Below are 25,616 nucleotides of genomic sequence, written 5' to 3' on the forward strand. Positions count from 1 at the left end.
TTAGAGGATCGCCTTCACCACGTCGATTCCGAAATAGACGGTGAACACGAGCGCGAGCACAGTGAGGATCCACCCCGCTTCACGCCACTTCCCGCGGAAGGTCTTGATCAGCACGAACGCGATGAGCCCCGCGCCGATGCCGTTGGTGATGGAGTAGGTGAACGGAATGAGTGCGACCGTCAGGAACACCGGGATCGTGTAGTCCGGGTCGTGCCACGGGATAGTGCGGCACTGCGCCACCATCATCCCGCCGATCACCACGAGCGCGGGCGCGGCGGCCTGCGCCGGGACGATGCCCGCGATCGGCGTGAACAGCAGCGTCGCCCCGAACAAGAGTCCGGTCACGACACTCGCCAACCCGGTCCGCGCGCCCTCCCCGACACCGGCCGCGGACTCCAGGAACACGGTGTTCGGCGACGAGCCGGACATCCCGCCCGCGATCGCCCCGGCCCCGTCCACGAACAGGATCCGGCCCATCCGCGGCACCCGGCCGTTCTTCGACAGCCCGGCCTCGGCCGACACGCTGGTGATGGTGCCCATCGCGTCGAAGAAGCCGGACAGCACCAGGGTGAACAGGAAAATCGTCGCGGTCAGCGCGCCCGCCTTGGCGAATCCGCCGAACAGGTCGACGTGCCCGAGCAGGCCGAAGTCGGGAGCGGCGACGACGGAATGCGGCAGCGTCGGAGTCGTCAAACCCCATTCGCCGACACCGAATCCGTCGTGCAGCACCACCGCGAGCACGGTGGCGGCGGCGATGCTGATCAGCACCGCGCCAGGCACCTTCCGCGACATCAGCACGGTCATCAGCAGCAGGCCGAAGCAGAACACCGCGATCGGCCAGCCGTCGAGATGCCCGTCGAGCCCGAGCCGCACCGGGACGGTCGAATGCGCCGCGTCCGGGGTCCGCGTCACGAACCCGGCGCTCACCAGGCCGACCAGCGCGATGTACAAGCCGATGCCGACGGTGATCGCGGTTTTCAGCGGCCCGGGAATCGCGTTCATAATGCGTTCCCGGAGCCCGCTGACCGCCAACAGCACAATGCAGACACCTTCGAGCACTACCAGCCCGAAAGCCTGTGGCCACGTCATCGCCGGGGCCATCTGGAAGGCGACGATGCCGTTGATGCCGAGACCGGCGGCGAGCGCGAGCGGCGCGTTGCCGACGAGTCCCATGAGGACAGTCATCACGGCGGCGGCGAGTGCGGTCGCCGTGGTCACTTGCGTGGCGCTGAGTTTCGCGCCGGTGATGTCGGCGGAAGCGCCGAGGATGAGCGGGTTGAGCAAAACGATGTAGGCCATCGCGACGAAGGTGGTCAAGCCACCGCGTACTTCCCGGCCTACCGTGGTTTCGCGGGCGCGTAGTTCAAAGAGACGCTCCACAATGGACTTGCGGTGCGGTCCGGGAGCCGAGGTCACCGCTTCGTCGAGGCGTACCTGGGTCATGCGTCCTCCCCTTGCCGGTGGGTGTGCCGAACGACGCCCCTGGCAGCAGGCAAGGGGCGGGGCGGCGGGACGGTTGCGTTTTTCTGGTGCTCCGGTCAGCACCGGGAGGGTGGCCCGGTGGGGTGGGGGCTCGTGAGTGCCGATCCCGGTTCTCACCGGGATCGGCCTCACGACGGCTCAGTACTCGATCCGGTCGGAACGGTTGAGCCAGGCGGAGAACGGGGCGAAAGCCTCCGGTGTGGACACTCGCGAAACCGGGGTCTGCCAAGTTTCGCGCGGGTGCTCGAACAGCTCGTAGAAGGCCCGGTCGTCGAAACCGGCGCGGGCGGCGTCGTCGCGGTCGGCCGTGTACAGCACGCGGTCCACGCGCGCCCACAGCGACGACGCGAGGCACATCGGGCACGGCTCGCACGAGGAGACGAGCACGCAGCCGGCCAGGGTGAACGTGCCGAGCGCCTGGCAGGCCGCGCGGATCGCGACCACCTCGGCGTGCGCGGTCGGGTCGAGCGACGGGGTGACGCGGTTGACGCCGGTCGCGACGATCTCGCCGTCCTTCACCACGAGCGCGCCGAACGGGCCGCCGCCGTCGGCGACGTTCTTCTCGGCGATCCGCACGCATTCGGCGAGCCAGGCGCGTTCGACGTCGGCATCGATGGACACGGTCATGACAGTACTGCTCCCAACAGCTCGCGTTTCGGTGTGCTCAGGACCAGGCCGGACCGGCGGGCGGGGCGTCGTCGCGCAGGACGGTGCCCTCGATCAGGCCGTAGGGCCGGTCGGCGGCGTAGAACACCTCGCCGGGGTTGTCGAGGCCGAACGGCTGGAGGTCGACGAGGAAGTGGTGTTTGTTCGGCAGCGCGAACCGGATCTCCGCGATCTCCGGAACGGCCTCCAGCACCGCCTGGCCCATCGCGTACAGCGTCTGCTGGAGGGACTGGCTGTGCGTGCCGCCGAACGCGTCGAGCAGGGTGGCGAGCGCGGTCTCGTGCGCGTGCGCCCAGTCGGTCTCCTCGACCGAGTACCGCCAGGTCGCGGACACCGCGGTGGCGAGAATCCGGTCCTTGACCTCGGCCAGCGTGGTGTATTCGTCGCGCGGGAAGCCCCAGAATTCGGATCCGGTCGAGTTGAGCACGGTCAGGTCTTCGACCCCGCCGAGCACCCAGGCCCGCTCGCCGTCGTAGGTGACGCGCGTGGTGCGGGTGCCCGCCCCGGAACGGGCGAACGAGTGATGCGCCGGCCGGCCGCCGACCCGCAGCCGTTCCCACGGGTGAGCCACGACCCCGACCCGGGCCGCGTGGATGCTCTCCTGCGTGGACACGAAATGCCGCGCCAGCCGCAGCGCGAAGTCCTCGATCTCGCCGATGCCGTCGCGGGCGAAGGCGAACACGGTGTTCTTCTGCGTGTCGGTGGCCAGCACCTTGTCGTTGGCCCCGGTCAGGTGGGTGTCGCTCATGTCGCCCGACAACGACACGCTGACGGTGAGGTCGGTGATCCGGTGTTCACCGCCGGCACTGCCTTCACGGTCGATGCGGACCAGCCGGTTTTCGGCCTTCCCGTAGCGGTTGTCGCCAAGAACGATCGCCATTGGTCATCCCTCTCCTTCGCTCGCCGAGTGAGTACACCTGCCGCGGCGTGGCCCGGGCCACGGCAGATCCGCCGAAAGCGGGGACATGCGGCGGCCGGTTTTTCGTAGTTTCCGCCAAACCCCTCTGGTGTGCGGTACTGATGGGCGGAAGGAGGCGCGCATGCGGCTGGGTGCATTGCTCGACACCCCGGAGCTGGGGTTGCGGCTGCTGGCGGGCGAGAAGGCGCGCGACCGCGAGTTCGGCCGCGTCTTCCAGGCGACCCTGCAAGATCCGACGCGCTACCTCGACGGCGGCGAGATCGTGCTGTGCGGAATGCGCTGGCTGCCGGGGCCCTCGGACGCGGACGCGTTCGTCGGCAAACTCGCCGCCGCGGGGGTGACCGCGCTCGGGGCGGGCACCGCGGAGGTCGGCGGCCCGGTGCCGGACTACCTCGTGACCGCCTGCGAGCGCGTCGGCCTGCCGTTGTTCGAGGTGCCGGTGTCGGTTTCGTTCGCGACCGTGGCCGAGCGGGTGATCCTGGGCCTGGCGGCGGAACGCTCGGCGCCAGCTCGCGATTCGCACCGGCGGCTGGTGGCCGCGGTGACCTCCGGCCATGGGCTGCCCGCGCTGGTCAAGGCCGGTGCGGAGGAGCTGGGCACCGGCTGTGTGGTGCTGAGCGCGACCGGGCGGCAGCTGGCGGGCGGCCCCGAGTTGCCCGCCGCGCGCCGCACGGCGCTGGCCCGCCGGTTCTTGCGCGCCGAACGGCTGCCGTGCCAGGACGGTCCGGTCACGCTGCTCGGCGCGGCCGGGCGCTCGGGCCATCGGATCGCGAGCTGGTTCCTCGTGGTGGACGGCGATCCGGCGCAGTGGCCGCCCGCCCGCCGGGAGCTGGCGCTGGAACTGGCGGCGCTGGTCGGGCTCGAACGGTCCCGGGTGGACGAGGCCAGGCGGATCGAGAACCGGGCGGCCGAACCGCTGCTGCGGCTGGTGCTCTCGGACGACGCCGCGCCTGGCGAGCTGACCTCCCGGCTGTCCGCCGCCGGATTCGCGCCGCAGGAACCGGTGACGACGCTGTCGGCCGAGGTCCGCGGCGGCGGGCCGGGTCTGGCGCAGGTGCTGGTGGAGGAACTGCTTTCGACCACCGGACAGCCGGTGCTGGTGGCGACCGTCGACGGCGAGACGTTCGGACTTTGCTCCTCGCGCGACACCGAGACGGTGCGGGAGGCGGTGCACACGATCGAACCCGCGCTCGGGTCCGCGCGGCTGACGCTCGGCCTCAGCCGGGCCGCGGACGCCGCCGGTCTCCGTGCCGGGGTGCAGGAGGCCCGGCACGCGCGCACGCTGGCCGCCCTGACGCCGGGCCGCGCGACGGTGTTGTCCGGCGACGAAGTGGCGTCGCATCTGCTGCTGCTCGCGGCTGTGCCGGAGGACTTGCGGCGGACATTCGGCGAAAAAGTACTGGGGCCGGTACTCGCGTACGACGCCGCACACGGTTCCGAATTGATAACGACGCTCAAGACGTTCCTGGAACATTCGGGATCTTGGACACAGACGTCGGCCACTCTGCACTTGCACGTGAACACCCTGCGATACCGGATCACCCGGATCGGCGAACTCACCGGACGCGATCCGAGCCGCTTCGCCGACCGCGTGGATCTTTATCTGGCGGGCTGCTTCACACAGAACTGGGGGTGGTCTTGACCATCCGTCCGAATTGTCCAGCGGAAACGCCGGGACGCGGAATTTTCCTTACTCCGTAACGGGAATCCAAACAGTACGCGCATCCGTAAAGAGTTATTGGGAATACTTGACCATTCGATGACACACGACGGCACTCGGGAGGAGGATGCACCATCCGGGGAAGCGTCCTACGCTGAGGTCATGTACATCGCATTGCTGTCCTACACAGCACCTCGAAACGAAGTCGACTACGCGCTGGCAGAACACGCCGAGTGGCTGCGAAGCCACTTCGCGCACGGATTGTTCCTCGTTTCCGGAAAAGGAAACGAGGACGCGGACCAGGTCATCATCTCCCGCCCGTGCCAGCGCGGCAAGCTGGACGCCGTGCTCGCCACCGATCCGCTCGTGCTGCAACGGCTCGCGCATTACCGCGTGATCGAATTCTCCGCCACCCGCACCGCGGGCGAGTTCCTGACCGTCAACGAGGCGCTCGCCTCCTGATCGCACCGCTGAACGCCCGGACGCAGGTGGCCTCCGGACCGCTCCGCCCGCCACCTGCCGGACGTACTCCCGCCGCGAACTCGCCTATGATCACGCGAGATCTTTCGTTCCGGCCCGGGAGACCGCATGCACACGCCCGACCTCGTGTTCCGAGGCCGCCGCCTCACCAGTGACCGCGCCCTGGTGATGGCCATCATCAACCGCACTCCCGACTCCTTCTACGACAACGGTGCGACCTTCGAAGAAGCACCCGCGCAGGCTGCCATCCGCCGCGCGCACGCCGAAGGCGCCGACCTGATCGACATCGGCGGCGTGCCCGCGGGCAAGGGCCCCGAGGTCAGCGCGGCCGAGGAGATCCGCCGGGTCGTGCCGACCGTCGAATGGGCCCGCGAGCACTTCCCCGACCTGGTCATCAGCGTGGACACCTACCGCGCCGAGGTCGCCGACGCCGTCTGCCGCGCGGGCGCGGACCTGGTCAACGACAACTGGGCCGCGATCGAGCCGGAAATCCTCGACGTCGCCGCCGAACACGGTGCGGGCTACATCTGCTCGCACACCAACGGTCTGGTGCCGCGCACCGAAGCGCTCCGGCCGGTGTACGACGACGTGGTGGCCGCGGTGGTCGAAGGCACCACCGCGCTGGCCGAACGCGCGCTCGCCGCGGGCGTGCCGCGCGAGGGCATCATGATCGACCCCTGCATCGACTTCGGGAAGAACTCCTACCAATCGCTCGAACTGCTGCGGCACGTCGACGCGCTGGTCGCGACCGGCTGGCCGGTGCTGATGGCGCTGTCGAACAAGGACGTGATCGGCGAAACGCTCGACCTCCCGGTCGGCGAACGGGTCATCGGCACGCTCGCCGCCACGGCGGTGTCCGCGCTGCACGGCGCGGCGATGTTCCGCGCGCACCAGGTCCGCGAGACGCGGCAGGTCGCGGAAATGGTGGCGAGCATCATCGGCACCCGGCCGCCGGCGAACGTTGTACGGTCGGTCTGATGCGCGAGATCTTTCCCGGCAACCAGGACCGCACCGAGGCTGACGTCGAGCGGCTGTACGTCTATCCGGACGTGCCGAAATGGCTCGCGGTGAACTTCGTGTCGAGCGCCGACGGCGGGATCACCATCGACGGCCGCTCGGGCGGGCTGTCGACGCCCGCGGACCGGATCGTCTACCGGCTGGGCAACGACCTCGCCGACGTCGTGCTGGTCGGCGCGGGCACCGCACAGGCCGAGGGGTTCGAGGGCCTGCGCCCGGACGAGAAGACCGCGGAACGGCGGCGCAGGCACGGGCTGGCTCCGATCGCGCCGATCGCCGTGGTCAGCACCGGCCGTTCGCTGCCGCCGGACGCCCCGGTGCTCACCAGGGCACTGGTGCCGACGATCGTCATCACGAGCGCGGCGACCGATCCGGACCTGCGCGCGGCCTGGGCGTCGGCTGGGGCGGACGTCCTGGTCGCTGGGACAGGCGACCCAACCCTGCACGAGGCCACCGGCGACCCGGCCCTGCGAGCGGACCCGGACGACCAGCGCCCGCGCCCCCGGCACGGTGACGTCGATCTGCGGGCCGCGGTGGACGAACTGGCCCGCCGAGGACTCCGCCGCATCGACTGCGAGGGCGGACCGCACCTGTTCGCGTCGCTGCTGGCCGCGGGCGCCGTGGACGAACTGCGCCTGACCGTCGCGCCGATGCTGATCGCCGGGGACGCACCGCGCGTCGCGATGGGCGCGGCCATCGACCCACAGCAGCTCGAACTTCTTTCTGCCCTGGTGGACGACAACTCAGTACTCTTGCGGTATCGCGTGCACTGACCCGGGGAGGGACTGTGGCCAAAACCGCTCTGCGCAACGCGCGCGTCTTCGACGGCCTAGGGCTCACCGAACCGCGCACCGTGGTGATCGACGGGCCGGTGCTGGGCACGGATCCCGCTGGGGCACGGGAAATCGACGTCGCCGGGGCGACGCTGCTGCCCGGGTTCATCGACGCGCACGTCCACCTGGAGCGGCCGGAGCAGCTGGCCGATCTCGCGGCGTGGGGCGTCACGACCGGGCTGGACATGGCGTGCTGGCCAGCCGATCGCGTGGCTGCCTTGCGCGCGGCGGGCCCGGCGGAATTCCGCAGCGCCGGTCCTCCCGCGATCGGCCCCGGCGGCATGCACGTCCGGATCCCGGGGATGCCCGATTCCTCGATCGTGACGACCGCGGAAGCCGCTGCCGAGTTCGTCGAAGCGCGGGTGGCCGAAGGCGTCGACTACGTCAAAGGCGTCGCCGAAGCTCCCGGTGACGGCGGACCGCCCGCGGAAGCTCTGCAGGCGCTGGTCGATACGGCGCGGCGGCGGGGGTTGGCCACAGTGGTGCACGCGGCGACCCCGGGCGCTTACCACCTGGCCGTGGCGACCGGCGCGCGATTCGTGACACATGTGCCCCTGGCCGGCCGGATCGCCGCCGGGGACGTCGCAGCGATGAAAGCCGCCGGGCAGACGGCGATCCCGACGCTCACCATGATGGAAGCGGCACTCCCCCGTTTCGCTGGCACCACGGGGGATTTCGTCGCCAACGCGGCCGCCTTGCACGCTGCCCGAATCGAGATCCTCGCTGGTACCGACGCCAACGGGAATCCCGGAGCCCCGGCCGAGATCGCGCACGGGCCGAGCCTGCACCACGAGTTCGAACTGCTGGCCGAAGCGGGGTTGAGCACGCTGGAGATCCTGCGGGCCGCCACCGTGGCCACGGCACAAGCGTTCGGGCTGACCGATCGCGGCGAAATCCGGCCCGGGTTGCGAGCCGACCTGGTCCTCGTCGAAGGCGACCCGCTGGCGGACCTGTCGGCGACGCGATCGATTCGCGCGGTGTGGTGCGCCGGGAAGGAAATCGACCGCTAGCCGAGGTCCAGGAAGTACCTCTCGAACACTTCGCCGCCCTCGGTGACCCGGCCGCTCAGCTCGAATCCGGCCCGCCGCGCCACCGCAGCGGAGTTCGCGTTCTCCGGCTCCGCCTTGATCACCGCCCGTCTCGCCCCCTCGCCAGCCGCGTACCGGAGGGCCAGCAGCACCGCCCGCGTCGCGAACCCGCGACCTCGCCACTCCGGATACAAGCCATACGCCGCATTCACCTCGCCCGGCGCGAGATACTCGCCGGAGAACCGCAGGTCGGCCGTCCCGGCAAGCACACCGTGCACCCGGATGCCGAACGCCCGCAACGACCCGCCGGTAGCCCACTCCTGCTGGCAGTGCCGGAAGTACTCCCGGGTCCCGGCCAGCGTCCCCGGCCCGCCGTTGAGCCAGCGGATCAGCTCCGGGTCCTCGCCCGCGAAATGCGCCTCGGCGTCGTCGGGACGCAGCGGCGACAACGCGAGTTCGCCGTCAAGACCGCTGAACGGCATCGTCGGCTTCCTCGAAGGTCTTCTGCGCCTTGGCCAGTTCGCCGGCCGCCCGGGCGGCGCGTTGCTCCGCCTCGGCGAGCCGTTCCCGCAATTCGGTCACCCGGTCGTCGGCCTGTTCCGCGGTCCGCTCCGCGCGCTGCAGATTCCGCTCGGCTTCCGCTCGCGCCCGCACCGCCTGCCGCCGTTCCAAGGCGCGGACGCGGGCTTCCTCCTCGGCCTTCCGGTCCTTTTCGGACTGCCGGGTCTTCTTGGCGGGCGCGGGATTCGTCGGCAGCGACAGCCAGCGGTCGGCGTCCTGGCGGGCCTTCGACGTCAGCCGTCCGGCCAGGGCCAGCCGGGCCACGTCGGCGTCCGCGACGATCGCCTCCAGCGTTTCCTCCACCTCGCGTTCGACGGAATCGCTCAGACCGGTCGCGTCCCGCACGATCCGCTGCACCAGCTCCGCGCGCTGGTGCGCCAGCTCGCGCAGCCGGGAGCCGTCGAGCTGCTCGTGCGCGTCGCGCAGCTTGTCGCCAAGCGACGCCAGCTCGGACAGCGGAGCGGAACCGTCGCGCGCCAGGCGGTTGACGTACGCCGCCGCCGCGGTCGGCTTGCGCAGCGCGCGGATCCGGCGCGCCAGCTCGACGTCGCCCGCTTCCTTCGCCGCGCGGGCGGCCGCGGTGCGCTCCGCGACGAAGTCGGCCGGTTCACCCGCGTAGAGCCGGTCGGCGACGGTATCGAAATCCGAGGTTGCCACGTGTGCCACCGAACCACACGAGTAGTCCGAACGCGACGCAACGCGTAACGTGGACGTCCACCCAGCAAGGTCGAGTGAAGCGGGACGGTGCCCATGACGCCTCCGGGCCGGCTCGCGCTGACGGCCAGCCCCCTGGTCGCCGGTGCGCTCAAAGCACTGCAAATCGCCACCGAACTGCCGGTCGCGATGGGCGGGCCGGTGTCGGCGGCTTCCCGTTCGCATGTCATCGACCAGCTGCGCGGCACCACGACCCGGTCGTTGCAGCACGTGCAGGTGGACACCGGAGCCGGGCTCGGCGGCAAGGCGGTGGCACTGGCCCGGCCGTCGACGGTGGTCGACTACCTCAGCGCACAGGGCATCACGCACAAATACGACCACGCGGTGGAACCCGAACGGCTGCGCGCGATGGTGGCGCTGCCGGTGCGTGTCGGCGAGACCACGCGCGCGGTGCTGTACGCGGCCTCCCGGGACTCGATCACGTTCGGCGATCGGTTGCTGCACGCGGCGACCGCGGTGGCGACGCGGCTGGGACGCGACATCGAGGTCGAAGAGGAAGTGCAGCGCCGGCTGGCCACGCCGACGGCCGTTCCCGCTGCCGAACGCGGCGACCTGCATGCCGAACTCACCGCGATCGCCGGGTCGATCACCGACGAAACCGCCCGGCAGCGGCTGCTGGCGGTCTGCGAACGGCTGCGTCCGGAGCTGGACCTGCCGGGCGTCGCGCTGACCCCGCGCGAGGTCGACGTACTGCGGCTGGTCAGCGAGGGCTGCACGAACGACGAGATCTCCGACCGGCTCGGCCTGCTGCCCAACACGGTCAAGTCGTATCTGAAGCACGCGATGCGGAAGCTGGCTGTGTCCAACCGGGTGCAGGCGGTGAACCGGGCACGTGCCGCCGGGCTGCTGCGGGCCCCGTGAGTCGACTGAGCGGCGTCACGATCGATTGCGCCGCTGGCCGGCTTCTGCAACGCGCTTCTCGCCCGACGTTCCAGCGCGTCCCCGAACCGAAGCGCGGCAAGGTGGACAGCAAGCGCGAGCGCGGATCGAACAGCTGGGCGGGCAGTGGACCGGCGTGCGCCACGACTACCCCGGAGAGGACGTCGCGCTGGTGCTGACCGACCCCGAGGGGCACGAATTCTGCATCGTCGGCTACCTCTGAAGTCCCGTTGGCCGGACACCCTCCATGTGGGGTGGCCGGATTCAGTGCGGCGAGCGAAAATCACCCGCGCGGGCAGTGCGGCCCGCTGACGCGAAGGGATCGGCACGTGTTCTACAGCCTGAGTGTCCGCGATTTCCTCGACCGCGCCGAAACGGTGTATCCGGACCGGGTCGCGGTGGTGGACGAACCGGCGCAGCCCGCGCCGTCCTGGGGCTCGGTGACCTACCGCGAGCTCGCCCGCCGCGCCCGCGCGCAGGCGGCGAACCTCGACGCGCTCGGCGTTCCCGCTGGCGGCCGGGTCGCCGTCGTCTCGCACAACTCCGCGCGGCTGCTGACGTCGTTCTTCGGCGTCTCCGGCTGGGGCCGCGTCCTGGTGCCGGTGAACTTCCGCCTCGCGCCCGCCGAGGTGCGCTACATCGTCGAGCATTCCGGTGCCGAGGTCCTGATGATCGACCCCGAGCTGAAACCGTTGCTGGACAGCGTAACCGCGAAACACGTGTTCGTCCTCGGCGAGGACGACGACAAGATCTGGGGCGGCGACGGCGAACCGCGGCCGTGGTCCGCCGACGAATCCGCGACCGCGACGATCAACTACACCTCGGGCACCACCGCGCGACCGAAGGGCGTCCAGCTCACGCACCGCAATTTGTGGCTCAACGCAACGACTTTCGGCCTGCACACCACGCTCAGCGACAACGACGTCCTGCTGCACACGCTGCCGATGTTCCACGCGAACGGCTGGGGCATGCCGTACGCGGTCACCGGTGTCGGCGGGCGGCACATCGTGCTGCGCAAGGTGGACGGAACCGAAATCCTGCGCCGCGTGCAGGAACATGGCGTGACGATCATGTGCGCCGCCCCCGCCGTCGTCACCGCGGCCCTGGACGGCGCCGCCGCCTGGGACGGCGAAATCCCCGGCCGCGACCGAGTCCGCATCGTCGTGGCCGGCGCGCCGCCACCGACCCGCACCATCGAACGCGTGCGCGCCGAACTCGGCTGGGAGTTCATCCAGATCTACGGCCTGACCGAGACGTCGCCGCTGGTCACCGTCAACCGCTTCCGCAGCGAATGGGCCGGCCTTGACTCGCACGAGCAGGCGAAGCTCCTCGGCCGGGCAGGCGCGCCGGCACTGGGCGTCCGCGTCGCGATCGACGCCGACGGCGAGGTCCTCACCCAAAGCAACCACAACCTCGACGGCTACTGGGAAAACCCGGACGAGACTGCCCGAGTGCAAGAAGGCAACTGGTTCCACACCGGCGACGGCGGCACCTTCACCGACGGCTACCTGACCATCGCCGACCGCAAGAAGGACGTCATCATCACCGGCGGCGAGAACGTGTCGTCGATCGAGGTGGAGGACGCGCTGAACTCGCACCCGGCCGTCCGGGAGGTCGCGGTGATCGGCATCCCGGACGAAAAATGGGGCGAACTGGTCACGGCGCTGGTGGTGCCGGACGGGGCCGAGGTGACCGCGGCCGAACTGATCACGCACTGCCGCCAGCACCTGGCCGGATACAAATGCCCCAAGCGGGTGGAATTCCTCGCGGAGCTGCCGCGGACGGCTACCGGGAAGATCCAGAAGTTCAAGCTGCGCCAGCCGTTCTGGGACGGGCGCGGGCGGCAGGTGAACTGAACCGCGCGGCGATGCGTGTTCACCAGGCGAGGCGCACGTCGTCCTCGCAGACCTCCCGGTCGGCCCGCCCGGCCCGAGCGTGGCGAGGCGAATGACGACGGCGGCCCCTTCGTCAGGACTGCGGGTGCCGCTCCGTTGATCTTCACCGCCGCACCGGCGAACTCGCGCGCGTAGTGGACGGTGACGGCATTCAAGGCGGTCTTGGAACTCGAATAGACCATCGACAGTTGGCCGACGTAGGCGCCTTCCTCGCCGAGCGAGCCTCGTTTGCTGGTCACGTTGACCACGCGGGGCGCGTCCGACTCGTGCAGCAGCGGCAGGAACGCACGCATCATGCGCACGACCGCGTACACGTTCACCTCGTAAACCCGGCGCATGTTGTCAACGGTTTTCCTCGGTGGGACGAGGCAGCCGGTCGAGAGCACGAAACGTCATCGTGTTCACCCCGGCGTTGTTGACCAGGACGTCCAGCCGCAGCGCGCGCACGTCGCCGCCGATCGACGCGGCGTCCGGCTTCGAGGTCGCGTGCGCCGAGCAGGGCAGTAAAACCCTCAGCCGCGAGCCCGATTCCCTTGGTACCGCCGGTCACCATTGCGATGCGGGGCTGCCCGGAGATCGACGGCGTGGAAGGCCGCCGCCGAAGTGGTGCGCGCGGATCGGCGACGAGATCGCCGACGCGGCCGGATTGTCCGACCCCGAGTTCGGCCCTCGAAGACCTCGGCGGCGGGCTGCGCCAGAGTCTGCTCGCCGAATCGATGGGCTGGCATCGGAGCCGGATGTCGCATCAGCTCACGCGGATGCCGGAACGCGGCCCGCTCGTGCGCGGGACGGACACGACACGATCCGGCGTCCTGGTGGAAACAACCGGCGCCGGACGTGCCGCGATCAGCGCCGCCCGTCCGGTCCACGCCGCAGCGGTCAGGCGGCATCTCCTCGCCAAGATTCCGGCAAAGGACCGCCCGCGCCTGCTTTCCGCGCTGGAGACGCTCGCGGAACCGGCCGAACCGGAAGTCCGAAAGGGATGACGGCGCGGCCCGCGAGACCTAGTCGTCGGACGGCCGGTAAACCAGCCGCAGCACCCCGTTGCGGAAAGCCGTCGTGTCCTCCAGCCGGAAGTCCAGCCGCGGCCCCTCCGCGGGGAACAACCGCCGCCCCTTGCCGACCACCACCGGGTACTGCAGCAGGGTCAGCTCGTCCACCAGCCCGTGCGACAGGAGCCAGCGCACGAGTGTCGTGCTTCCGCTGGTCATGATGTCGCCGCCCGCGCCGGACTTGAGGTCCGCGATCGCCTCGCCGAGGTCGCCGCGCAGGAGGGTCGTGTTGTTCCAGTCCGCCGCGGTCAGGGTGGTGGACGCGACGTACTTCGGCACGCTGTTCATGAACTCCGCGCCCGGGTCGTCCGTGCGGCCGGGCCACGCCTCGGCGAAGCCCTCGTAGGTCACGCGGCCGAGCAACATCGCGTCGGCGTCCGCCATGCCGTCGCCCACCGCGTGTTCGAGCTCGTCGTTCCAGTACGAGAGCGACCACTGGTCCGGCGCCTCGACCACGCCGTCGAGCGAGACGAACAGGGTGGACACGATCTTGCGCATCGAGCGGCTCCTTGGGGTCCGGGATCGCCGACACTATGGCGCAGCCGGACCCGCCGACGCAGCCGATTGGCTCAATGCTTGGTCTGTCAGGGCACTTCCGTTACCAACTCGAGTGCCCGGCCCAGCGTCGCCAGCCGGTTTTCCAGGGTGTCGCCGGCCGGATACAGCCGGACCGTGTCGACACCGGCGGCGCGCCACACCTTCAGCCGCGCGCGGACCATGTCCTCGGTGCCGATCAGGGTCGTCGCGAGCACCATCTCGTCGGTCACCAGCTCGGCCGCGCCGTCGCGATCGCCGGACTGCCAGCGTTCCCGCACTTCAGCGGCGACCTCGGCCCAGCCCTGCCTGCTGTAGGCGTCGTGGTAGAAGTTCGTGCTCGCCGAACCCATGCCGCCCAGCGAAAAGGCCAGTTCCTTCTTGCGCCCGGCGACCATGGTGCGCAGTTCGTCCTCATCGGACGCGAACGCGACCTCCGCGCCTTGGCACACCACGAGATCGCCTCGGCTCCGACCTGCTTTCGCGAGCCCGGCGTCGAGGTAGCGGAAGTAGGCGTCGGCACCCTCGGGGACGAAGCTCGTGCCCAGCCAGCCGTCGGCGAGTTCGCCGGTGAGCTCCAGCATTCGCGGGGACAGCGTGGCCAGGTAGATCGGGATGTCCTCGTTCGGCGTCGTCGACAGCCGCATCGGGCGGGACTCTCCCGGCAGCGGGATCTGAAAAGCCCTGCCCGCGAAGGAGATCTTCTCCCCGGCGAAGGCACTGCGGATGATCTGCACCGTCTCGCGCATCCGGGTCAGCGGCCGCGCGAACGGCACCCCGTGCAACCCCTCGATCACCTGCGGACCCGACGGCCCGAGCCCCAGCGCGAACCGCCCGCCGGACATCTCGGCCAGGGTGAGCGCGGCCTGCGCGAGCGCGACCGGCGTGCGCACGCCGAGCTGCATGATCCCGGAGCCGAGCCGGATCCGGTCCGTGCGCGCGGCGAGGTAGCCGAGCACCGACGGCCCGTCCGAACCCCAGGCCTCGGCCACCCAGCATTCGCCGAGACCCAGTTTTTCCGCCTCCAGCACGAAATCCCGGGTTTCCGGCCAACCGGACGACGCCTCGACGGTGGTGGCCGTGCGCATCATCCGGCGGCTTCCACGCGGTCCTTGATCGCGCCGAGCGTGGCGGTCATCGAGGCCTCGAACTCGCTCAGCCGGACGTGCACGATCTTCTGCTCCTTCTCCGGCATCCGCGCGATCACCTCGGTCACCCCGGAGGGCCCCGGCCCCATCTGCGCCCACTGCGTGAGCCGCGTGCCGCCGTTCTCCGGGGCGAGGGTGAACCGCCAGACCGCGGTCGGATTGGCCGGATCGCTGACCGCCCAGGCGAAGACGCGCGGCGGCTCGCATTCGACGATGTAGGACGTGGTTTCCCAGTCGCCGCGCATCTTGTGGTGGTTGCGCCCGACGAAGGACCGTCCGAGCGCCGGCGCCGAACCCTCGTCGCGCCACTGGACCGACTGCAGTTCGCCGCTCAGCTCCGGCATCAGCGCGACGTCCGAGGCGAACCGCCACACCTGCTCGGGCGAGCCGTCGATCCACGCGTCCACCTGCACAGTCGGGGCGTCCGCGTACCGCGCGCCGGTCCACTCCATGCCGAGTCCTCCTCCATTGACGTCTCGACCAGCATAGTTGCGCAACTAGACTGACCCTGTCAATCGCACCGGAGGCCGGCAGCCGCTACTCCTGCGGCGCGAACCTCGCCTGGACGTCCGGCCGCTGCGAGAGGCGCTCCGGGAAGCCGGGCCCGCGCCGCATCCGGGTGTCGTCAGCGGACAACGGCTCGCCGCAATCCGCGCAGACGACGGTCGCGGTCGTGTCGTGCCCGCAGGCGTCGTGGTGCAGCACGATCGGCGGGCCCGCTTCGGTGGCCAGCCACCGGTCGCCCCAGGCCGTCATCGCGGCCAGCACGCTCCAGAAATCGCGTCCCTTCTCGGTGAGCACGTAGTCGTAGCGCACCGGTTCGGCCTGGTAGGCCCGCTTTTCCAGCAAGCCCTCGTCGACCAGCCTGCGCAGCCGGTCGGCGAGGGTGTTGCGTGCGATGCCGAGCGCCTGCTGGAACTCGTCGAAGCGGCGGACGCCGTAGAAGGCGTCCCGCAGCACCAGCGGCGTCCACCAGTCCCCGAGCAGGTCCATGGTCCGGGCGATCGAGCACGGCCACTGCGCGAAGGAAGTGCGTTTCATGACGGCGAGGATACGCCGTCCCACAGTGCAACCCAGCAGGTCAGACGCGATGCCCAACGGTCACGTCAACCGTGCCGGGCACTTCTTCGTGCTCGTCGCCGACCGAAAGCGTCCCGGACGGCTCGACGAGCAGCACCACCGCGCCCCCCTTCGACGACGGCTTGTGGAACGTGCCGCGCGGGACCACGAACGCCTGTTCGCGGGTCAAAATCACGGTGCGTTCGACGCCCGCTTCGCGCAGGCCGATCTCGATGCTGCCGTCGAGAACGAGAAAGAACTCGTCGGTGTCGTCGTGCTTGTGCCACACATGCTCGCCGGCGAACCGGGCGAGGCGGATGTCGTAGTCGTTGACGTTGGCGACGATCCGAGGGCTCCACGGGGCGTCGAATCCGGCGAGCACGGCCCGCAGATCGAGGGGCTGGGTTGGCATAGTTCGATCCTGGGCCTGGCCTCGCGCGACCGGGAGTGCTAGGAATCGCAAATGTCGAAAGGATCCTCGCACCGCGTCGTGATGGTCGTCGGCGACGGCTCGAACCCGTTCGAGATGGGCGTCGCGACGGAACTGTTCGGCCTGCGCCGGCCGGAACTGCGCCGGCCGTGGTACGACTTCGCGCTCGCGGCTCCCGGCGGGCAAGCCCGGATGCACCTCGGCTTCTTCACCCTCGCCGACGTCGCGGGCCTCGATGCGGTCGAGAGCGCGGACACGGTGATCGTCCCGAACCGGCCGGATCCAGACACCCCCGCCGACCCGGAAATCCTCGCCGCGATCCAGCGGGCGAACGCCCGCGGCGCACGGTTGATGAGCTTCTGCACCGGCGCGTTCACCCTGGCCGAGGCCGGGGTACTGGACGATCGCCGAGCCACCACACACTGGAAGTGGGCCGAAGCGTTCACCGCGCGCTACCCGCGAGTCCGGCTGGAGCCGGACGTCCTCTTCGTCGACGACGGGACCATTCTTACCGCCGCCGGAAGCGCGGCCGCACTCGACTTGTCGCTGTACGTGATCCAACGCGACCACGGCGCGGAAATCGCCACCACGGTGAGCCGCCGCCTCGTTTTCACCGGACATCGCGAAGGCGGCCAGCAACAGTTCGTGGAACGTCCGATGCCGGAGATTCCGGACGCCTCGCTCGCCCCGGTGCTGGAATGGGCTCGCCGGCATCTCGACCAGCCGCTCGCGGTCACCGACCTCGCCGCCCGCGCGTCGACCAGCGCCGCCACGCTGCACCGCCGGTTCCGCGCCGAACTCGGCACGACGCCGCTCGCCTGGCTCACCGCCGAACGCGTGACGCTGGCCCGCCGGCTCCTCGAACGCGGCGAGCACGGCCTGGATCCCATCGCCGCCCGCACCGGGCTCGGCACCGGCGCGAATCTCCGGCTGCAACTGCGCAGGCACACCGGCCTGTCGCCGTCGGAATACCGCAAACGATTCGGCCCGGCGGCCTGATCCACCCGGGGTCCACAGTGGATCCGCCGAACGGATTGCTCCATTCGGCCTATTCAGTGAAATTCCGGTTAAGCCCCGGTGACCGGAACCCGCCAAAGGTTTTATGCCAGACGAACGAAAGTTGGCCGGAACGGACAGAATTCCGTCGACCCCTCACCGGATCGCGGACAGATCCGCTAGCTTGGCCGCACACGGCAGAACGAACGGGGAGACGCGCATGGCCAGACGCCGCCCGCAGGGTCGGAACGCCCGGAGCCGGGCTTTCGCCGCCCTCGCCGGCGGCGCGCTCGTGGTGCTGCCGACGGTGACCTCGTCCGGCATCCCGGTGGCGTTGCGCGCCGCTGAACCGCCGCCGGCCACCCAGGCCGCGCCGAGCGTCCCCGGGATGCCGCCGGGCGTCACGCTCCCGCCGATCGGCGTCGACGGCAGCCTCCCGCAGCCGCCGGTCCCGCAGGCACTCGGCGTCCCTGGCTACCCGAACGGCCCCGGCTCGGCGACCACCGCAGGCCCTCTGGGCATCCCGGACAGCATGCTGCGCGCCTACCGCAACGCGGCCGACATCATGGCCCGCGAACAGCCCGGCTGCCACGTCGACTGGGCGCTGATCGCGGCCATCGGACGGGTCGAGTCGAACCACGCCCGCGGCGGTTACGTCGACGCGCGCGGCAACACCCTCGAACGCATCCTCGGCCCGGTACTCGACGGTTCCGGCGGGTTCGCCGCGATCCGCGACACCGACCACGGCCGCTACGACGGCGACCCGGTCTGGGACCGTGCGGTCGGCGCGACCCAGTTCATCCCGTCGACCTGGGCGTCCTACGCCTCCGACGGCAACGGCGACGGCGTCTCCGACCCGAACAACATCTACGACGAGACCCTCGCCACGGCGCGCTACCTGTGCTCGGGAGGCCTGGATCTCTCCAGCGACGCCAACCAGCGCCTCGCGGTGCGCCGGTACAACAATTCGCAGTCCTACGTGGACACCGTAATGGCGTACGCGTACGGCTACCGCAACGGCGTCTCGAAGCTGCCGGACAGCCAGGTCCCGATCGGAGCCCCGCCCGGCCCCGGAGCGGTCGAAGCCGCCGCGGGCAGCCCGGCAGGCGACGTCGCCCCGCCCGCCCCGCCACCGGTGACCCCGGCCCCGCCGAGCCAGCAGCCCGGCACCCCGACGCAGCTTCCCGGCAGCAGCACCGCGCCGAGCAGCAGCTCCTCCCCGGCGAAGCCGACCAGCACGACGCCGACCACGCCCTCGACCCCCACCAGCACTACGCCCACCAGCACCACGCCGACGACGAGCACGACGCCGTCCAGCTCCGCCCCGGCGAACCCGACGACGTCCAGCACCACGACTTCCAGCACGACCACCGAGGCCGCGCCGACGCACTGACCGCGGCGTTCGTATAGTCCGGGCCGAAACCGGACTACGGGGGAGCGATCGTGGCGTGGAATCCTCGGAACCTGCCTGACCTGACTGGCCGGGTCTACGCGGTGACCGGCGGCAACGCCGGGATCGGCTACTTCATCACCGAGCAGCTGGCCGCCGCCGGAGCCCGCGTCGCCCTGCTGGGCCGTGACCCTTCACGCCTGCGCGCGGCAGTCGAGATGGTGCGCACCCGGGTCGGTTCGGCTTCGCTGAGCACAATCCCGCTGGACCTCGCGGACCTCGACTCCGTCCCGGCCGCTGTCGAAGCGCTGGGCAGGCTGGACCGCTTGGACGCGTTGATCGAGAACGCTGGCAGCACCGCCCCCGGACCGGTGCGCCGGACCACGAAACAGGGCCTGGAACTGGCGGTCGGCACCAACCATTTCGGCCACTTCGCCCTCACCGCGCTGGCGATGCCGGTGCTGACCGCGTCGTCCGCGCGCGTAGTGCTGGCGGGCAGCCTGATCACCCGGATGTATCCGTACGACATCGATGACCTGCAGAGTTCGCGCAAGTATTCGGACTTCCGCGCGTATGCGCTGTCGAAGCATGCGGTGCAGTCGTTCGCGATGGAACTCGACCGACGCCTCCGTGCGGCCGGTTCGCCGGTGCGGGCGATCCTCGCGCATCCGGGGTTCAGCCTGGAGCGGACCAGCCCCGCGCGGCCGGGAATCACCCAGCCAGTGCCGGTGATGCGGCTGCTCGCGCCCTATACGCACGGGAAGGACCACGGTGCCTGGCCAGCGGTTCGGGCCGCCGCCGACCCCGCCGTAACCGGCGGTGCTTACTACGGTCCGGCGTTCGGCGGGGTGGGCCGGCCCCGGTTGGGCAAGGTGCTGGGCGCGTCTCGGGATCCAGAGCGGGGCCGTCGGTTGTGGGAGCTTTCCGAGGAAGCGACCGGGGTTCGGTTCTCGCTCGGGGATTCCTGACCCGCCCGCAGCGGACCGCGTCCCGAGCCGCACCTCGTTGTCCTCCGCGCCGGACCACCGCCAGCGATGGAGGTCCGCACACTCGTCAAACTCGCCGCAGTGCACCGGAAACGGCCGCGAGACCCGGAGCCCGGCGCTGGCCGGCCCCGGGCAGCACCGGCCGAGCGACCGCCGACGCCATTCCCGGCACCCATCGCAGGCGGATGAGCCTATTCGCCAGCCCGGTCGATCCGGGCGGCGATCCCGTCGAGAAGCCGGTCCAAACCGAACTCCGACGCGTCCGACGCCTGCTCCGCCGACGGCTTGTCGAAACCACCGGAAAGCCAGGTCCGGTTCATCGCCGGATGGGACTCGACGTCGAAATACGTGCGCCAGAACGAAGAACGCTGTCCCCACCACGCGTCATTGGACTGCCCCGTGGTCCGTTCCAAGTGGACACTCTCCGCCTCGGCCGCCGCGTTCGCGTCCACATAGCCCGCGACCGAATTGGCCGCCGCCACGATTTCGCGCGCGGGCAGGCCCAGACTCTCCATAATGGACAGCAGGTATTCCTGACCGGCCAGCTGCCCTGGACCGAGCGCGGGCCGGACCCTGGACCGCTCCCGCAGCCACGGATGCCGACGGTAGATCTCGCGCGTGCGGTCCGCGTAAACGCGCACCCGCGCACGCCAGTCCTCCGGCCGCGACTCGCCGGGTCCGGGGAGATTTCGTTCGAGGAGAACGGTGTCGACCATGAGATCGATCAGCTCGGTTTTGCCGGGAACGTAGGTATAGAGCGTCATCGTGCCCGCCCCGAGTTCCTTCGCGACGCGGTGCATGGACGTCGCGACGAGTCCCTCGGCGTCGGCGACCGCGATGGCCGCCACGATGATCCGTTCGATGGTGAGCGTCGGCCGCCTGCCGCGGGCCGAGGGTTCCGGGGCTCCCGCGCAGTCGCGCCACAGCAGCGCGAGCGTGCGCGCGACCTCCTCGCGCGCGGCCCCGGGACCGTCGCCCTCGTGCTCGACGATCATCGCGTCCCCTCCCGGCCTCGTACGGTCAGCGTGGGATCTTACCTGCCGTTTCAGGACCTTCGTCCCCTCCGCGACGGCGCCTTGGCCGCTACGCTGGGCAGCGAGGGAGGTGGTTCCGGTGACGGAACGCAAACCGCCGGGCGTGTCGTACGGTTCCTGGGTCGACCGGCAAATCGCCGCCGCCGAAGCTCGCGGCGACTTCGAAGACCTTCCCGGAGCGGGAAAACCGCTGCCGCCCCCGACCGGCCGCGACGCCGCGACCGACTGGGCGATCCGGCGCGCCCGCGAAGGCGACCTCGACGTAGCCGCGTTCCTGCCGCCGGCACTCGCCTTGCCGCGCGAAATCCAAGACCTGCCGCGGAAACTGGCGAAAGTCCACGCCGAGGGCAAGGTGCGGGAAATCGTCGAGGATCTGAACGCCCGCATCCGCAGGGCGCACGCGATGCCGCAGGACGGTCCCGTGCTGCGAGCCCGGCCGCTGGACGTGGAGGAAACGGTGGCCAGCTGGCGCGCGGGCCGGGAAGACGCGAGCTGACCCCGCTTCGCCCGGCCGCCGTTTCTCCGAAGGCGGCCCCAGGACGCGCAAGCCAAACCCGCCTCGCCCGGCCACCGCCGCACGCGGGAGTTCCCTACCCGCAAGCGGCTGACCAGCGCGTGAAACAGCGGACGTTCCGGTCTGCGCGACGTGATTCCAGGTCGCGCGCCGGAGACGCCCGCTTGGTCACCGCCCCGCTGCCATTGATTCGGACCAGCAGCCGCGTTTCTCTACAGCCCGAGGTCACCCCGCGCGCCCGTCTCGGCGAACCCCGCCCACAAGGTGCGGCTACGCTGGGTAGTACGCGGGCGAAGGGAAGAGAACCGTGGTTGGAGTTCGTCGGGCTGCCTTCGTGGTCGCCGCGGTGCTCTTGTTGTTCGGCGAGCCGTGGTCGGTGCTCGTGCTGCTGCCGGATTGGCCGGTCGCGGCCACCGTCTCCGGCACGGTCGTTTTCGCCGTCGCCGCGCTGAGTTTTCCGGTGCTCATGGTGCTCGGGCACGGTCCGAAGCAGAACGACGCCGCCGCGCGGATCGGGGACGTCACGCTCGGCACGGTGTGGGTGCTGTTCACCTGGAGCGTCCTCACGCACGTGCTGCGGCTGATCCTGCTGGTGTCCGGAGTGGACGATCCCGCGCGGCCACGGATCGTAGCCGCGGTCACGCTCGCGGTCGCGGCGGTGCTGCTCGTCAGCGGGAACCGGATCGCCATGCGGGTGCCGCCGGTGAAGGCGGTCGACGTCGTGCTGCCGAAGCTCGGTCCCGGGCTCGACGGGTTGCGCGTCGCGGTCGTCACCGACACCCATTACGGCCCGCTCGACCGCACCCGCTGGTCCGAACGCCTGGTCGCGGAACTGAACCGGCTGCGGCCCGACGTCGTCTGCCACGCGGGGGACCTCGCCGACGGATCGGTCGCCAAGCGGCGCAAGCAGGTCGACCCGCTCGGCGGCGTGCAAGCCCCGCTCGGCCGGTTCTACATCACCGGCAACCACGAGTACTTCGGCGAGGCCCAAGCCTGGCTGGACCACATGGCGAGCCTCGGCTGGGACACCCTGCACAACCGCTCGACCCTCATCGAACGCGACGGAGCCCGTCTGCTCTTCGCCGGCATCGACGACCCCACCGGAGCCGCCTCCGGCCTGCCCGGCCACGGTCCCGACCTGGCCGCCGCCCTCGACGGCTCCGATCCCGACGTCCCCGTCGTCCTGCTCGCCCACCAGCCGAAACAGGTCGCCCAGGCCCGCGAGGAAAACGTCGACCTGCAGATCTCCGGCCACACCCACGGCGGCCAGATCTGGCCGTTCCACCTCCTCGTCCGCCTCGACCAGCCCACCCTGTCCGGCCTCACCCGGCACGGCCCGACCCAGCTGTACAACAGCCGCGGCTCCGGCTTCTGGGGCCCGCCGTTCCGGGTCTTCGCGCCGAACGAGATCGCCCTGCTGACCCTGCGCAGCGCCTGACCCCCCGCCCCTCCGCCCTCGCGGCACCCCAGATCCAACCGACTAATTTTTTTGTCTTGACAACTCAAACAATCGGATGCGAGGGTTCTCCCCACGGCACCACCGAGGAGGAACCCCATGCCCACCGTCACGTCCGCCGACGGCACCCAGATCGCCTACTCCCGCACCGGCTCCGGCCCCGCACTCGTCCTCGTCGACGGCGCGCTCTGCTATCGCACCTCGACCCCCAACGACGATCTCGCCAAAGCCCTGTCGGACCGCTTCACCGTCTACACGTTCGACCGCCGAGGCAGAGGCGAAAGCGGCGACACCGGCCCGTACGAAGTGGAACGTGAGATCGAAGACATCGCCGCGCTGGCCAAGGAAGCAGGCGGAGAGATCAGCGTGTACGGCATCTCGTCCGGCGCCGCCCTGGTCCTGGAAGCGGTCCATCGCGGCGTGCCAGTCAAGAAGCTCGCGGTGTACGAACCGCCGTTCGTCGTCGACAGCACCCGCAAGCGCGTCCCGGCCGGCTACCAGGCGAAGCTCGAAGCAGCCATCGCCGCCGGAAAACCGGGCGGCGCGATCAAGACGTTCATGGTCGAAGGCGTCGGGCTGCCCGCCCTGATGGTCCTGATGATGCGCTTGATGCCCGCGTGGCCGCGGATGAAGCGAGTAGCCCACACCCTGGCCTACGACGCCCAGGTGATGGACGACAACCAGGCCGGCCGCCCACTCCCCGACCGACGCTGGTCCGGGATCACCGCCCCCGCTCTGATCCTCGACGGCGGCAAGAGCCCCGCCTGGATGCGCAACGGCGTCGCCGCAGCGGCGGCCCAACTGCCCCACGCCGCCTACCGCACCCTGCCCGGTCAGACCCACCTGGTGAAAACCGCCGCGCTGGCCCCGGTGCTGGCGGAGTTTTTCGCCACGACCTGACCCGCCGCCAGCCCTGGTGAGGCAAGCTGCGAGACGTGGCCACGCGAGCATTGATCTTCGACTTCGACGGCACTCTCGCCGACACCGAGGCAGCAGTACTGCGATCCTGGCAGGAAATGTTCACCGGACACGGGCTCGAACTGCCCCTGGACGTCTGGCACACAGTCATCGGCACCCAGAACACCGCGGCGACGATGGTCAAACTCCTGGCCGAACAAGCAGAAGACGTCGACCCGGAAACCCTGCACCCGGCAATGTGCGCACGAGTACACGAACTCCTAGCCGAAGACGGCCCACGCGAAGGCGTACTCGACTACCTGGACGAGGCCGCCACCAGAGGCCTGTCCCTGGGCGTCGCCTCAAGCTCCTCCGGCACCTGGGTACACGGCCAATTGGCGCGGCTAGGCCTAGCCGCCCGCTTCACCGCAGTAGAAACCGGCGACCGCCACAAACCAAAACCCGACCCGGACACCTACCTGGCAGCCCTGCGCACCCTAGGGGTAACCGCAGAAGAAGCGCTCGCCTTCGAAGACTCGCCCCACGGCGTCAGCGCGGCGAAAGCAGCCGGAATCACCATCATCGCAGTACCAAACCCCATCACGGCAACGCTGGACTTCGCCAAAGCAGACCTGGTCCTCCCCTCCTTCACCACCACCCCCCTCAGCACCCTGCTGCAGCAGTTCGGTACGTGAGGGGAACCCTCACAGACTCAGATTCCCTCACGACCAACAACCGAACCGCAGCCGCTGCACCCCACCATCGAGGCACCCAGCCCCTCCCCCGCACCCCGATCCGAAGCCTCCCTGCGGTTCGGGGGTGCTTGTCAAGGCATCTTTCCCGCCTTGACAAGCACCCCCGAACTGTCAGCACACTCAACCTTCGGGGTGCCCCACGCACCCCCCAAAGGCAATGTCGCCCCCAGGCGACGAGCCGACTCACCACTCAGCAAGCCGATCCACAAACCCCCGCTGCCCCTTGACCAGCTTCTCCCGAGCCACCTCCAGCGAAAACCACTCCACCCGATCCACCTCGGGAAACTCCCGCAGCACCCCGGACCGAGGCGGCCACTCCATCTCGAACACCCCGGGAACCACCGCCTCAGGATCAAGCTCCCCCTCCACCGCCCAAGCGGTCACGACCTTCCCGGACTGCCGAATCTCCCCCAGCGCAACCCATTCTCCGGGAGGCACCGAGACCCCCAGCTCCTCGGCAAACTCCCGCCGGGCAGCGACCTCAGCCGCCTCCCCCTCCTCGATCTCCCCTTTGGGCAACGACCAAGCGGCCGCATCCTTCTTGGCCCAGAACGGCCCGCCCATATGCGCGAGCAGCACCTCGATCCCGCCCGCGCCCCGCCGATAAACCAACACCCCAGCACTACGCCTGACCACCATCCCCCCACCCTGCCAGCCGCACTGACCAGCCCAAACACCGCCTCAGAAAATTCCCGGCGAGGTGTCGATCCCAGCCGGCCGCGTTCGACGCGTAGGCAGAAGGCACCCCACAGCCACCCGGGAGGGACCCGAAATGACCACCACCGCCCCCAAGACCGCGGCCGCCACCACGACCGAGGCCACGAAGTCCCTGGCAGACCGAGCCCGCCCGATCGTCCTGGCCCTCTTCCGCGCCGTCGTGTCGTTCCTCTTCCTCTGTCACGGCCTGATGGGCTTCGGCCTCTTCGGCGGCATCGACAACGCGGGCGGCGCGGTTCCCTTCGGTCAATGGCCCGGCTACTGGGCCACCCTGATCGAGGTCGTCGGCGCGCTCTTCGTCTTCGCCGGCCTCTTCACCCGCGTCTTCGCGACCGTGCTCTCCGGCGTCATGGCCTACGCCTACTTCACCGTCCACGCCCCGGAAGGCCTGCTCCCCCTGCACAACATGGGCGAACCCGCCGCGCTCTACGCGTGGGTGTTCCTGGTCATCGCGGTGGTGGGGCCGGGGGCGGCAGCGCTGGACGGGCTGCGGCGGCGCTGAAAGACGTCGTGA

Annotated in this window: 29 protein-coding genes and 1 pseudogene; 17 read left to right on the forward strand and 13 right to left on the reverse strand. The window is 70.1% G+C overall.

From position 1 onward, the window contains the following. The 3 genes from BM362_RS10770 to pucL all read right to left on the reverse strand — a co-directional run bounded on the left by BM362_RS10770 (position 1) and on the right by pucL (position 3,028). Positions 1 to 1,443 (reverse strand): NCS2 family permease, encoded by a 1,443-nt coding sequence (locus BM362_RS10770; RefSeq protein ID WP_093572995.1) that lies wholly within the window; start codon positions 1,441 to 1,443, stop codon positions 1 to 3. A gap of 177 nt (positions 1,444 to 1,620) precedes the next feature. Next, on the reverse strand, positions 1,621 to 2,109 hold the full coding sequence (locus BM362_RS10775) for a nucleoside deaminase (protein ID WP_067580381.1): 489 nt from the start codon (positions 2,107 to 2,109) through the stop codon (positions 1,621 to 1,623). Between the two features lie 37 nt (positions 2,110 to 2,146). Continuing rightward, entirely contained in the window at positions 2,147 to 3,028 is an 882-nt protein-coding gene (pucL, locus tag BM362_RS10780) for a factor-independent urate hydroxylase (protein WP_067580379.1), read from the reverse strand. Positions 3,029 to 3,188: 160 nt separating this feature from the next. Here pucL and BM362_RS10785 point away from each other — a divergent pair, with 160 nt between their 5' ends. The 5 genes from BM362_RS10785 (at position 3,189) to BM362_RS10805 (ending at position 8,067) form a co-directional block, all read left to right on the forward strand. Beyond that, a complete protein-coding gene (locus BM362_RS10785) occupies positions 3,189 to 4,709 on the forward strand; it encodes a PucR family transcriptional regulator (RefSeq protein WP_067580377.1) in 1,521 nt (506 codons plus the stop codon). A 180-nt stretch (positions 4,710 to 4,889) separates the two neighbouring features. Further along, positions 4,890 to 5,189 (forward strand): YciI family protein, encoded by a 300-nt coding sequence (locus BM362_RS10790; RefSeq protein WP_067580375.1) that lies wholly within the window; start codon positions 4,890 to 4,892, stop codon positions 5,187 to 5,189. A gap of 126 nt (positions 5,190 to 5,315) precedes the next feature. After that, positions 5,316 to 6,185: a dihydropteroate synthase gene (gene folP, locus BM362_RS10795; protein ID WP_067580373.1), complete on the forward strand. Its 870-nt coding sequence runs from the start codon at positions 5,316 to 5,318 to the stop codon at positions 6,183 to 6,185. Then, positions 6,185 to 6,997, forward strand: coding sequence for a pyrimidine reductase family protein (locus BM362_RS10800; RefSeq protein ID WP_093572996.1), 813 nt, complete (start codon positions 6,185 to 6,187; stop codon positions 6,995 to 6,997). Before folP ends, BM362_RS10800 begins: the two co-directional genes overlap by 1 nt. 14 nt (positions 6,998 to 7,011) lie before the next feature. Then, complete coding sequence (locus tag BM362_RS10805; RefSeq protein ID WP_244287118.1) at positions 7,012 to 8,067, forward strand: amidohydrolase family protein; 1,056 nt, start codon at positions 7,012 to 7,014, stop codon at positions 8,065 to 8,067. Here the strand turns inward: BM362_RS10805 and BM362_RS10810 are convergent. Together BM362_RS10810 and BM362_RS10815 are read right to left on the reverse strand one after the other, a co-directional pair. Further along, positions 8,064 to 8,567 carry a GNAT family N-acetyltransferase gene (locus tag BM362_RS10810; RefSeq protein WP_067580370.1) on the reverse strand — a complete coding sequence of 168 codons (504 nt, stop codon included), beginning with the start codon at positions 8,565 to 8,567 and terminating at the stop codon, positions 8,064 to 8,066. The two genes, BM362_RS10805 and BM362_RS10810, sit on opposite strands and share 4 nt — an antisense overlap. Then, on the reverse strand, positions 8,548 to 9,303 hold the full coding sequence (locus tag BM362_RS10815; RefSeq protein WP_067580368.1) for a hypothetical protein: 756 nt from the start codon (positions 9,301 to 9,303) through the stop codon (positions 8,548 to 8,550). Before BM362_RS10815 ends, BM362_RS10810 begins: the two co-directional genes overlap by 20 nt. 93 nt (positions 9,304 to 9,396) lie before the next feature. Between BM362_RS10815 and BM362_RS10820 the strand changes: the two genes are divergently transcribed. From BM362_RS10820 to BM362_RS10830, 3 genes are all read left to right on the forward strand, one after another. Continuing rightward, positions 9,397 to 10,221 (forward strand): response regulator transcription factor, encoded by an 825-nt coding sequence (locus BM362_RS10820; protein ID WP_067580366.1) that lies wholly within the window; start codon positions 9,397 to 9,399, stop codon positions 10,219 to 10,221. Between the two features lie 25 nt (positions 10,222 to 10,246). Continuing rightward, complete coding sequence (locus tag BM362_RS10825; RefSeq protein ID WP_198545292.1) at positions 10,247 to 10,462, forward strand: VOC family protein; 216 nt, start codon at positions 10,247 to 10,249, stop codon at positions 10,460 to 10,462. 106 nt (positions 10,463 to 10,568) lie between these two features. Beyond that, on the forward strand, positions 10,569 to 12,095 hold the full coding sequence (locus BM362_RS10830; protein WP_093572998.1) for an AMP-binding protein: 1,527 nt from the start codon (positions 10,569 to 10,571) through the stop codon (positions 12,093 to 12,095). A 173-nt stretch (positions 12,096 to 12,268) separates the two neighbouring features. On the opposite strand, the pseudogene BM362_RS48810 reads toward BM362_RS10830, so the two are convergent. Then, positions 12,269 to 12,472: pseudogene (locus tag BM362_RS48810) on the reverse strand (SDR family NAD(P)-dependent oxidoreductase); the annotation flags it as partial. A gap of 219 nt (positions 12,473 to 12,691) precedes the next feature. Here BM362_RS48810 and BM362_RS10840 point away from each other — a divergent pair. Beyond that, entirely contained in the window at positions 12,692 to 13,120 is a 429-nt protein-coding gene (locus tag BM362_RS10840) for a MarR family winged helix-turn-helix transcriptional regulator (RefSeq protein WP_093572999.1), read from the forward strand. A gap of 18 nt (positions 13,121 to 13,138) precedes the next feature. Here the strand turns inward: BM362_RS10840 and BM362_RS10845 are convergent, their stop codons facing one another. From BM362_RS10845 to BM362_RS10865, 5 genes are all read right to left on the reverse strand, one after another. Beyond that, positions 13,139 to 13,684, reverse strand: a complete 546-nt coding sequence (locus tag BM362_RS10845; protein WP_067580360.1) for a dihydrofolate reductase family protein — start codon at positions 13,682 to 13,684, stop codon at positions 13,139 to 13,141. A gap of 86 nt (positions 13,685 to 13,770) precedes the next feature. Next, complete coding sequence (locus tag BM362_RS10850) at positions 13,771 to 14,808, reverse strand: LLM class flavin-dependent oxidoreductase (protein ID WP_093573413.1); 1,038 nt, start codon at positions 14,806 to 14,808, stop codon at positions 13,771 to 13,773. Next, on the reverse strand, positions 14,808 to 15,320 hold the full coding sequence (locus BM362_RS10855) for an SRPBCC family protein (RefSeq protein ID WP_067580358.1): 513 nt from the start codon (positions 15,318 to 15,320) through the stop codon (positions 14,808 to 14,810). Before BM362_RS10855 ends, BM362_RS10850 begins: the two co-directional genes overlap by 1 nt. An 85-nt stretch (positions 15,321 to 15,405) precedes the next feature. Continuing rightward, positions 15,406 to 15,909 carry a winged helix-turn-helix transcriptional regulator gene (locus BM362_RS10860; RefSeq protein WP_093573414.1) on the reverse strand — a complete coding sequence of 168 codons (504 nt, stop codon included), beginning with the start codon at positions 15,907 to 15,909 and terminating at the stop codon, positions 15,406 to 15,408. A 40-nt stretch (positions 15,910 to 15,949) separates the two neighbouring features. After that, positions 15,950 to 16,339: a cupin domain-containing protein gene (locus BM362_RS10865; protein ID WP_093573000.1), complete on the reverse strand. Its 390-nt coding sequence runs from the start codon at positions 16,337 to 16,339 to the stop codon at positions 15,950 to 15,952. A 51-nt stretch (positions 16,340 to 16,390) separates the two neighbouring features. Here BM362_RS10865 and BM362_RS10870 point away from each other — a divergent pair, with 51 nt between their 5' ends. The 3 genes from BM362_RS10870 to BM362_RS10880 all read left to right on the forward strand — a co-directional run bounded on the left by BM362_RS10870 (position 16,391) and on the right by BM362_RS10880 (position 19,711). Beyond that, positions 16,391 to 17,356, forward strand: coding sequence for a helix-turn-helix domain-containing protein (locus BM362_RS10870; RefSeq protein ID WP_093573001.1), 966 nt, complete (start codon positions 16,391 to 16,393; stop codon positions 17,354 to 17,356). A 217-nt stretch (positions 17,357 to 17,573) separates the two neighbouring features. Next, a complete protein-coding gene (locus BM362_RS10875) occupies positions 17,574 to 18,746 on the forward strand; it encodes a lytic transglycosylase domain-containing protein (protein ID WP_093573002.1) in 1,173 nt (390 codons plus the stop codon). A gap of 50 nt (positions 18,747 to 18,796) precedes the next feature. Next, positions 18,797 to 19,711, forward strand: coding sequence for an SDR family NAD(P)-dependent oxidoreductase (locus tag BM362_RS10880; protein WP_093573003.1), 915 nt, complete (start codon positions 18,797 to 18,799; stop codon positions 19,709 to 19,711). A 209-nt stretch (positions 19,712 to 19,920) separates the two neighbouring features. Here the strand turns inward: BM362_RS10880 and BM362_RS10885 are convergent, their stop codons facing one another. Then, a complete protein-coding gene (locus tag BM362_RS10885) occupies positions 19,921 to 20,724 on the reverse strand; it encodes a TetR/AcrR family transcriptional regulator (RefSeq protein ID WP_067580346.1) in 804 nt (267 codons plus the stop codon). A 118-nt stretch (positions 20,725 to 20,842) separates the two neighbouring features. On the opposite strand from BM362_RS10885, the gene BM362_RS10890 reads away from it, so the two are divergent. The 4 genes from BM362_RS10890 (at position 20,843) to BM362_RS10905 (ending at position 24,325) form a co-directional block, all read left to right on the forward strand. Then, positions 20,843 to 21,259 (forward strand): DnaJ family domain-containing protein, encoded by a 417-nt coding sequence (locus BM362_RS10890; protein ID WP_093573005.1) that lies wholly within the window; start codon positions 20,843 to 20,845, stop codon positions 21,257 to 21,259. A 325-nt stretch (positions 21,260 to 21,584) separates the two neighbouring features. Then, positions 21,585 to 22,715 carry a metallophosphoesterase gene (locus BM362_RS10895; protein WP_067580344.1) on the forward strand — a complete coding sequence of 377 codons (1,131 nt, stop codon included), beginning with the start codon at positions 21,585 to 21,587 and terminating at the stop codon, positions 22,713 to 22,715. Between the two features lie 117 nt (positions 22,716 to 22,832). Beyond that, positions 22,833 to 23,633 (forward strand): alpha/beta fold hydrolase, encoded by an 801-nt coding sequence (locus BM362_RS10900; protein WP_093573006.1) that lies wholly within the window; start codon positions 22,833 to 22,835, stop codon positions 23,631 to 23,633. Between the two features lie 35 nt (positions 23,634 to 23,668). Next, positions 23,669 to 24,325, forward strand: coding sequence for an HAD family hydrolase (locus tag BM362_RS10905; RefSeq protein WP_093573007.1), 657 nt, complete (start codon positions 23,669 to 23,671; stop codon positions 24,323 to 24,325). Positions 24,326 to 24,568: 243 nt separating this feature from the next. On the opposite strand, the gene BM362_RS10910 is transcribed toward BM362_RS10905, so the two are convergent. Beyond that, entirely contained in the window at positions 24,569 to 25,024 is a 456-nt protein-coding gene (locus BM362_RS10910) for an NUDIX hydrolase (protein ID WP_093573008.1), read from the reverse strand. Between the two features lie 133 nt (positions 25,025 to 25,157). Here BM362_RS10910 and BM362_RS10915 point away from each other — a divergent pair, with 133 nt between their 5' ends. Then, positions 25,158 to 25,604 (forward strand): DoxX family protein, encoded by a 447-nt coding sequence (locus BM362_RS10915; protein WP_067580336.1) that lies wholly within the window; start codon positions 25,158 to 25,160, stop codon positions 25,602 to 25,604. The last annotated feature ends 12 nt before the right edge of the window (positions 25,605 to 25,616 follow it).

Origin of the sequence: Amycolatopsis rubida, from assembly GCF_900115345.1 — a bacterium.
GTDB classification, from domain to species: domain Bacteria; phylum Actinomycetota; class Actinomycetes; order Mycobacteriales; family Pseudonocardiaceae; genus Amycolatopsis; species Amycolatopsis rubida.

Excerpts from the sequence above, each read along its gene's own strand:
- BM362_RS10770 (WP_093572995.1), bottom strand. The coding sequence starts at position 1,443 with ATGACCCAGGTACGCCTCGACGAAGCGGTGACCTCGGCTCCCGGACCG.
- BM362_RS10775 (WP_067580381.1), bottom strand. The coding sequence starts at position 2,109 with ATGACCGTGTCCATCGATGCCGACGTCGAACGCGCCTGGCTCGCCGAA.
- pucL (WP_067580379.1), bottom strand. The coding sequence starts at position 3,028 with ATGGCGATCGTTCTTGGCGACAACCGCTACGGGAAGGCCGAAAACCGG.
- BM362_RS10785 (WP_067580377.1), top strand. The coding sequence starts at position 3,189 with ATGCGGCTGGGTGCATTGCTCGACACCCCGGAGCTGGGGTTGCGGCTG.
- BM362_RS10790 (WP_067580375.1), top strand. The coding sequence starts at position 4,890 with ATGTACATCGCATTGCTGTCCTACACAGCACCTCGAAACGAAGTCGAC.
- folP (WP_067580373.1), top strand. The coding sequence starts at position 5,316 with ATGCACACGCCCGACCTCGTGTTCCGAGGCCGCCGCCTCACCAGTGAC.
- BM362_RS10800 (WP_093572996.1), top strand. The coding sequence starts at position 6,185 with ATGCGCGAGATCTTTCCCGGCAACCAGGACCGCACCGAGGCTGACGTC.
- BM362_RS10810 (WP_067580370.1), bottom strand. The coding sequence starts at position 8,567 with ATGCCGTTCAGCGGTCTTGACGGCGAACTCGCGTTGTCGCCGCTGCGT.
- BM362_RS10820 (WP_067580366.1), top strand. The coding sequence starts at position 9,397 with ATGACGCCTCCGGGCCGGCTCGCGCTGACGGCCAGCCCCCTGGTCGCC.
- BM362_RS10840 (WP_093572999.1), top strand. The coding sequence starts at position 12,692 with ATGCGGGGCTGCCCGGAGATCGACGGCGTGGAAGGCCGCCGCCGAAGT.
- BM362_RS10845 (WP_067580360.1), bottom strand. The coding sequence starts at position 13,684 with ATGCGCAAGATCGTGTCCACCCTGTTCGTCTCGCTCGACGGCGTGGTC.
- BM362_RS10850 (WP_093573413.1), bottom strand. The coding sequence starts at position 14,808 with ATGCGCACGGCCACCACCGTCGAGGCGTCGTCCGGTTGGCCGGAAACC.
- BM362_RS10855 (WP_067580358.1), bottom strand. The coding sequence starts at position 15,320 with ATGGAGTGGACCGGCGCGCGGTACGCGGACGCCCCGACTGTGCAGGTG.
- BM362_RS10860 (WP_093573414.1), bottom strand. The coding sequence starts at position 15,909 with ATGAAACGCACTTCCTTCGCGCAGTGGCCGTGCTCGATCGCCCGGACC.
- BM362_RS10865 (WP_093573000.1), bottom strand. The coding sequence starts at position 16,339 with ATGCCAACCCAGCCCCTCGATCTGCGGGCCGTGCTCGCCGGATTCGAC.
- BM362_RS10870 (WP_093573001.1), top strand. The coding sequence starts at position 16,391 with ATGTCGAAAGGATCCTCGCACCGCGTCGTGATGGTCGTCGGCGACGGC.
- BM362_RS10875 (WP_093573002.1), top strand. The coding sequence starts at position 17,574 with ATGGCCAGACGCCGCCCGCAGGGTCGGAACGCCCGGAGCCGGGCTTTC.
- BM362_RS10885 (WP_067580346.1), bottom strand. The coding sequence starts at position 20,724 with ATGATCGTCGAGCACGAGGGCGACGGTCCCGGGGCCGCGCGCGAGGAG.
- BM362_RS10900 (WP_093573006.1), top strand. The coding sequence starts at position 22,833 with ATGCCCACCGTCACGTCCGCCGACGGCACCCAGATCGCCTACTCCCGC.
- BM362_RS10910 (WP_093573008.1), bottom strand. The coding sequence starts at position 25,024 with ATGGTGGTCAGGCGTAGTGCTGGGGTGTTGGTTTATCGGCGGGGCGCG.
- BM362_RS10915 (WP_067580336.1), top strand. The coding sequence starts at position 25,158 with ATGACCACCACCGCCCCCAAGACCGCGGCCGCCACCACGACCGAGGCC.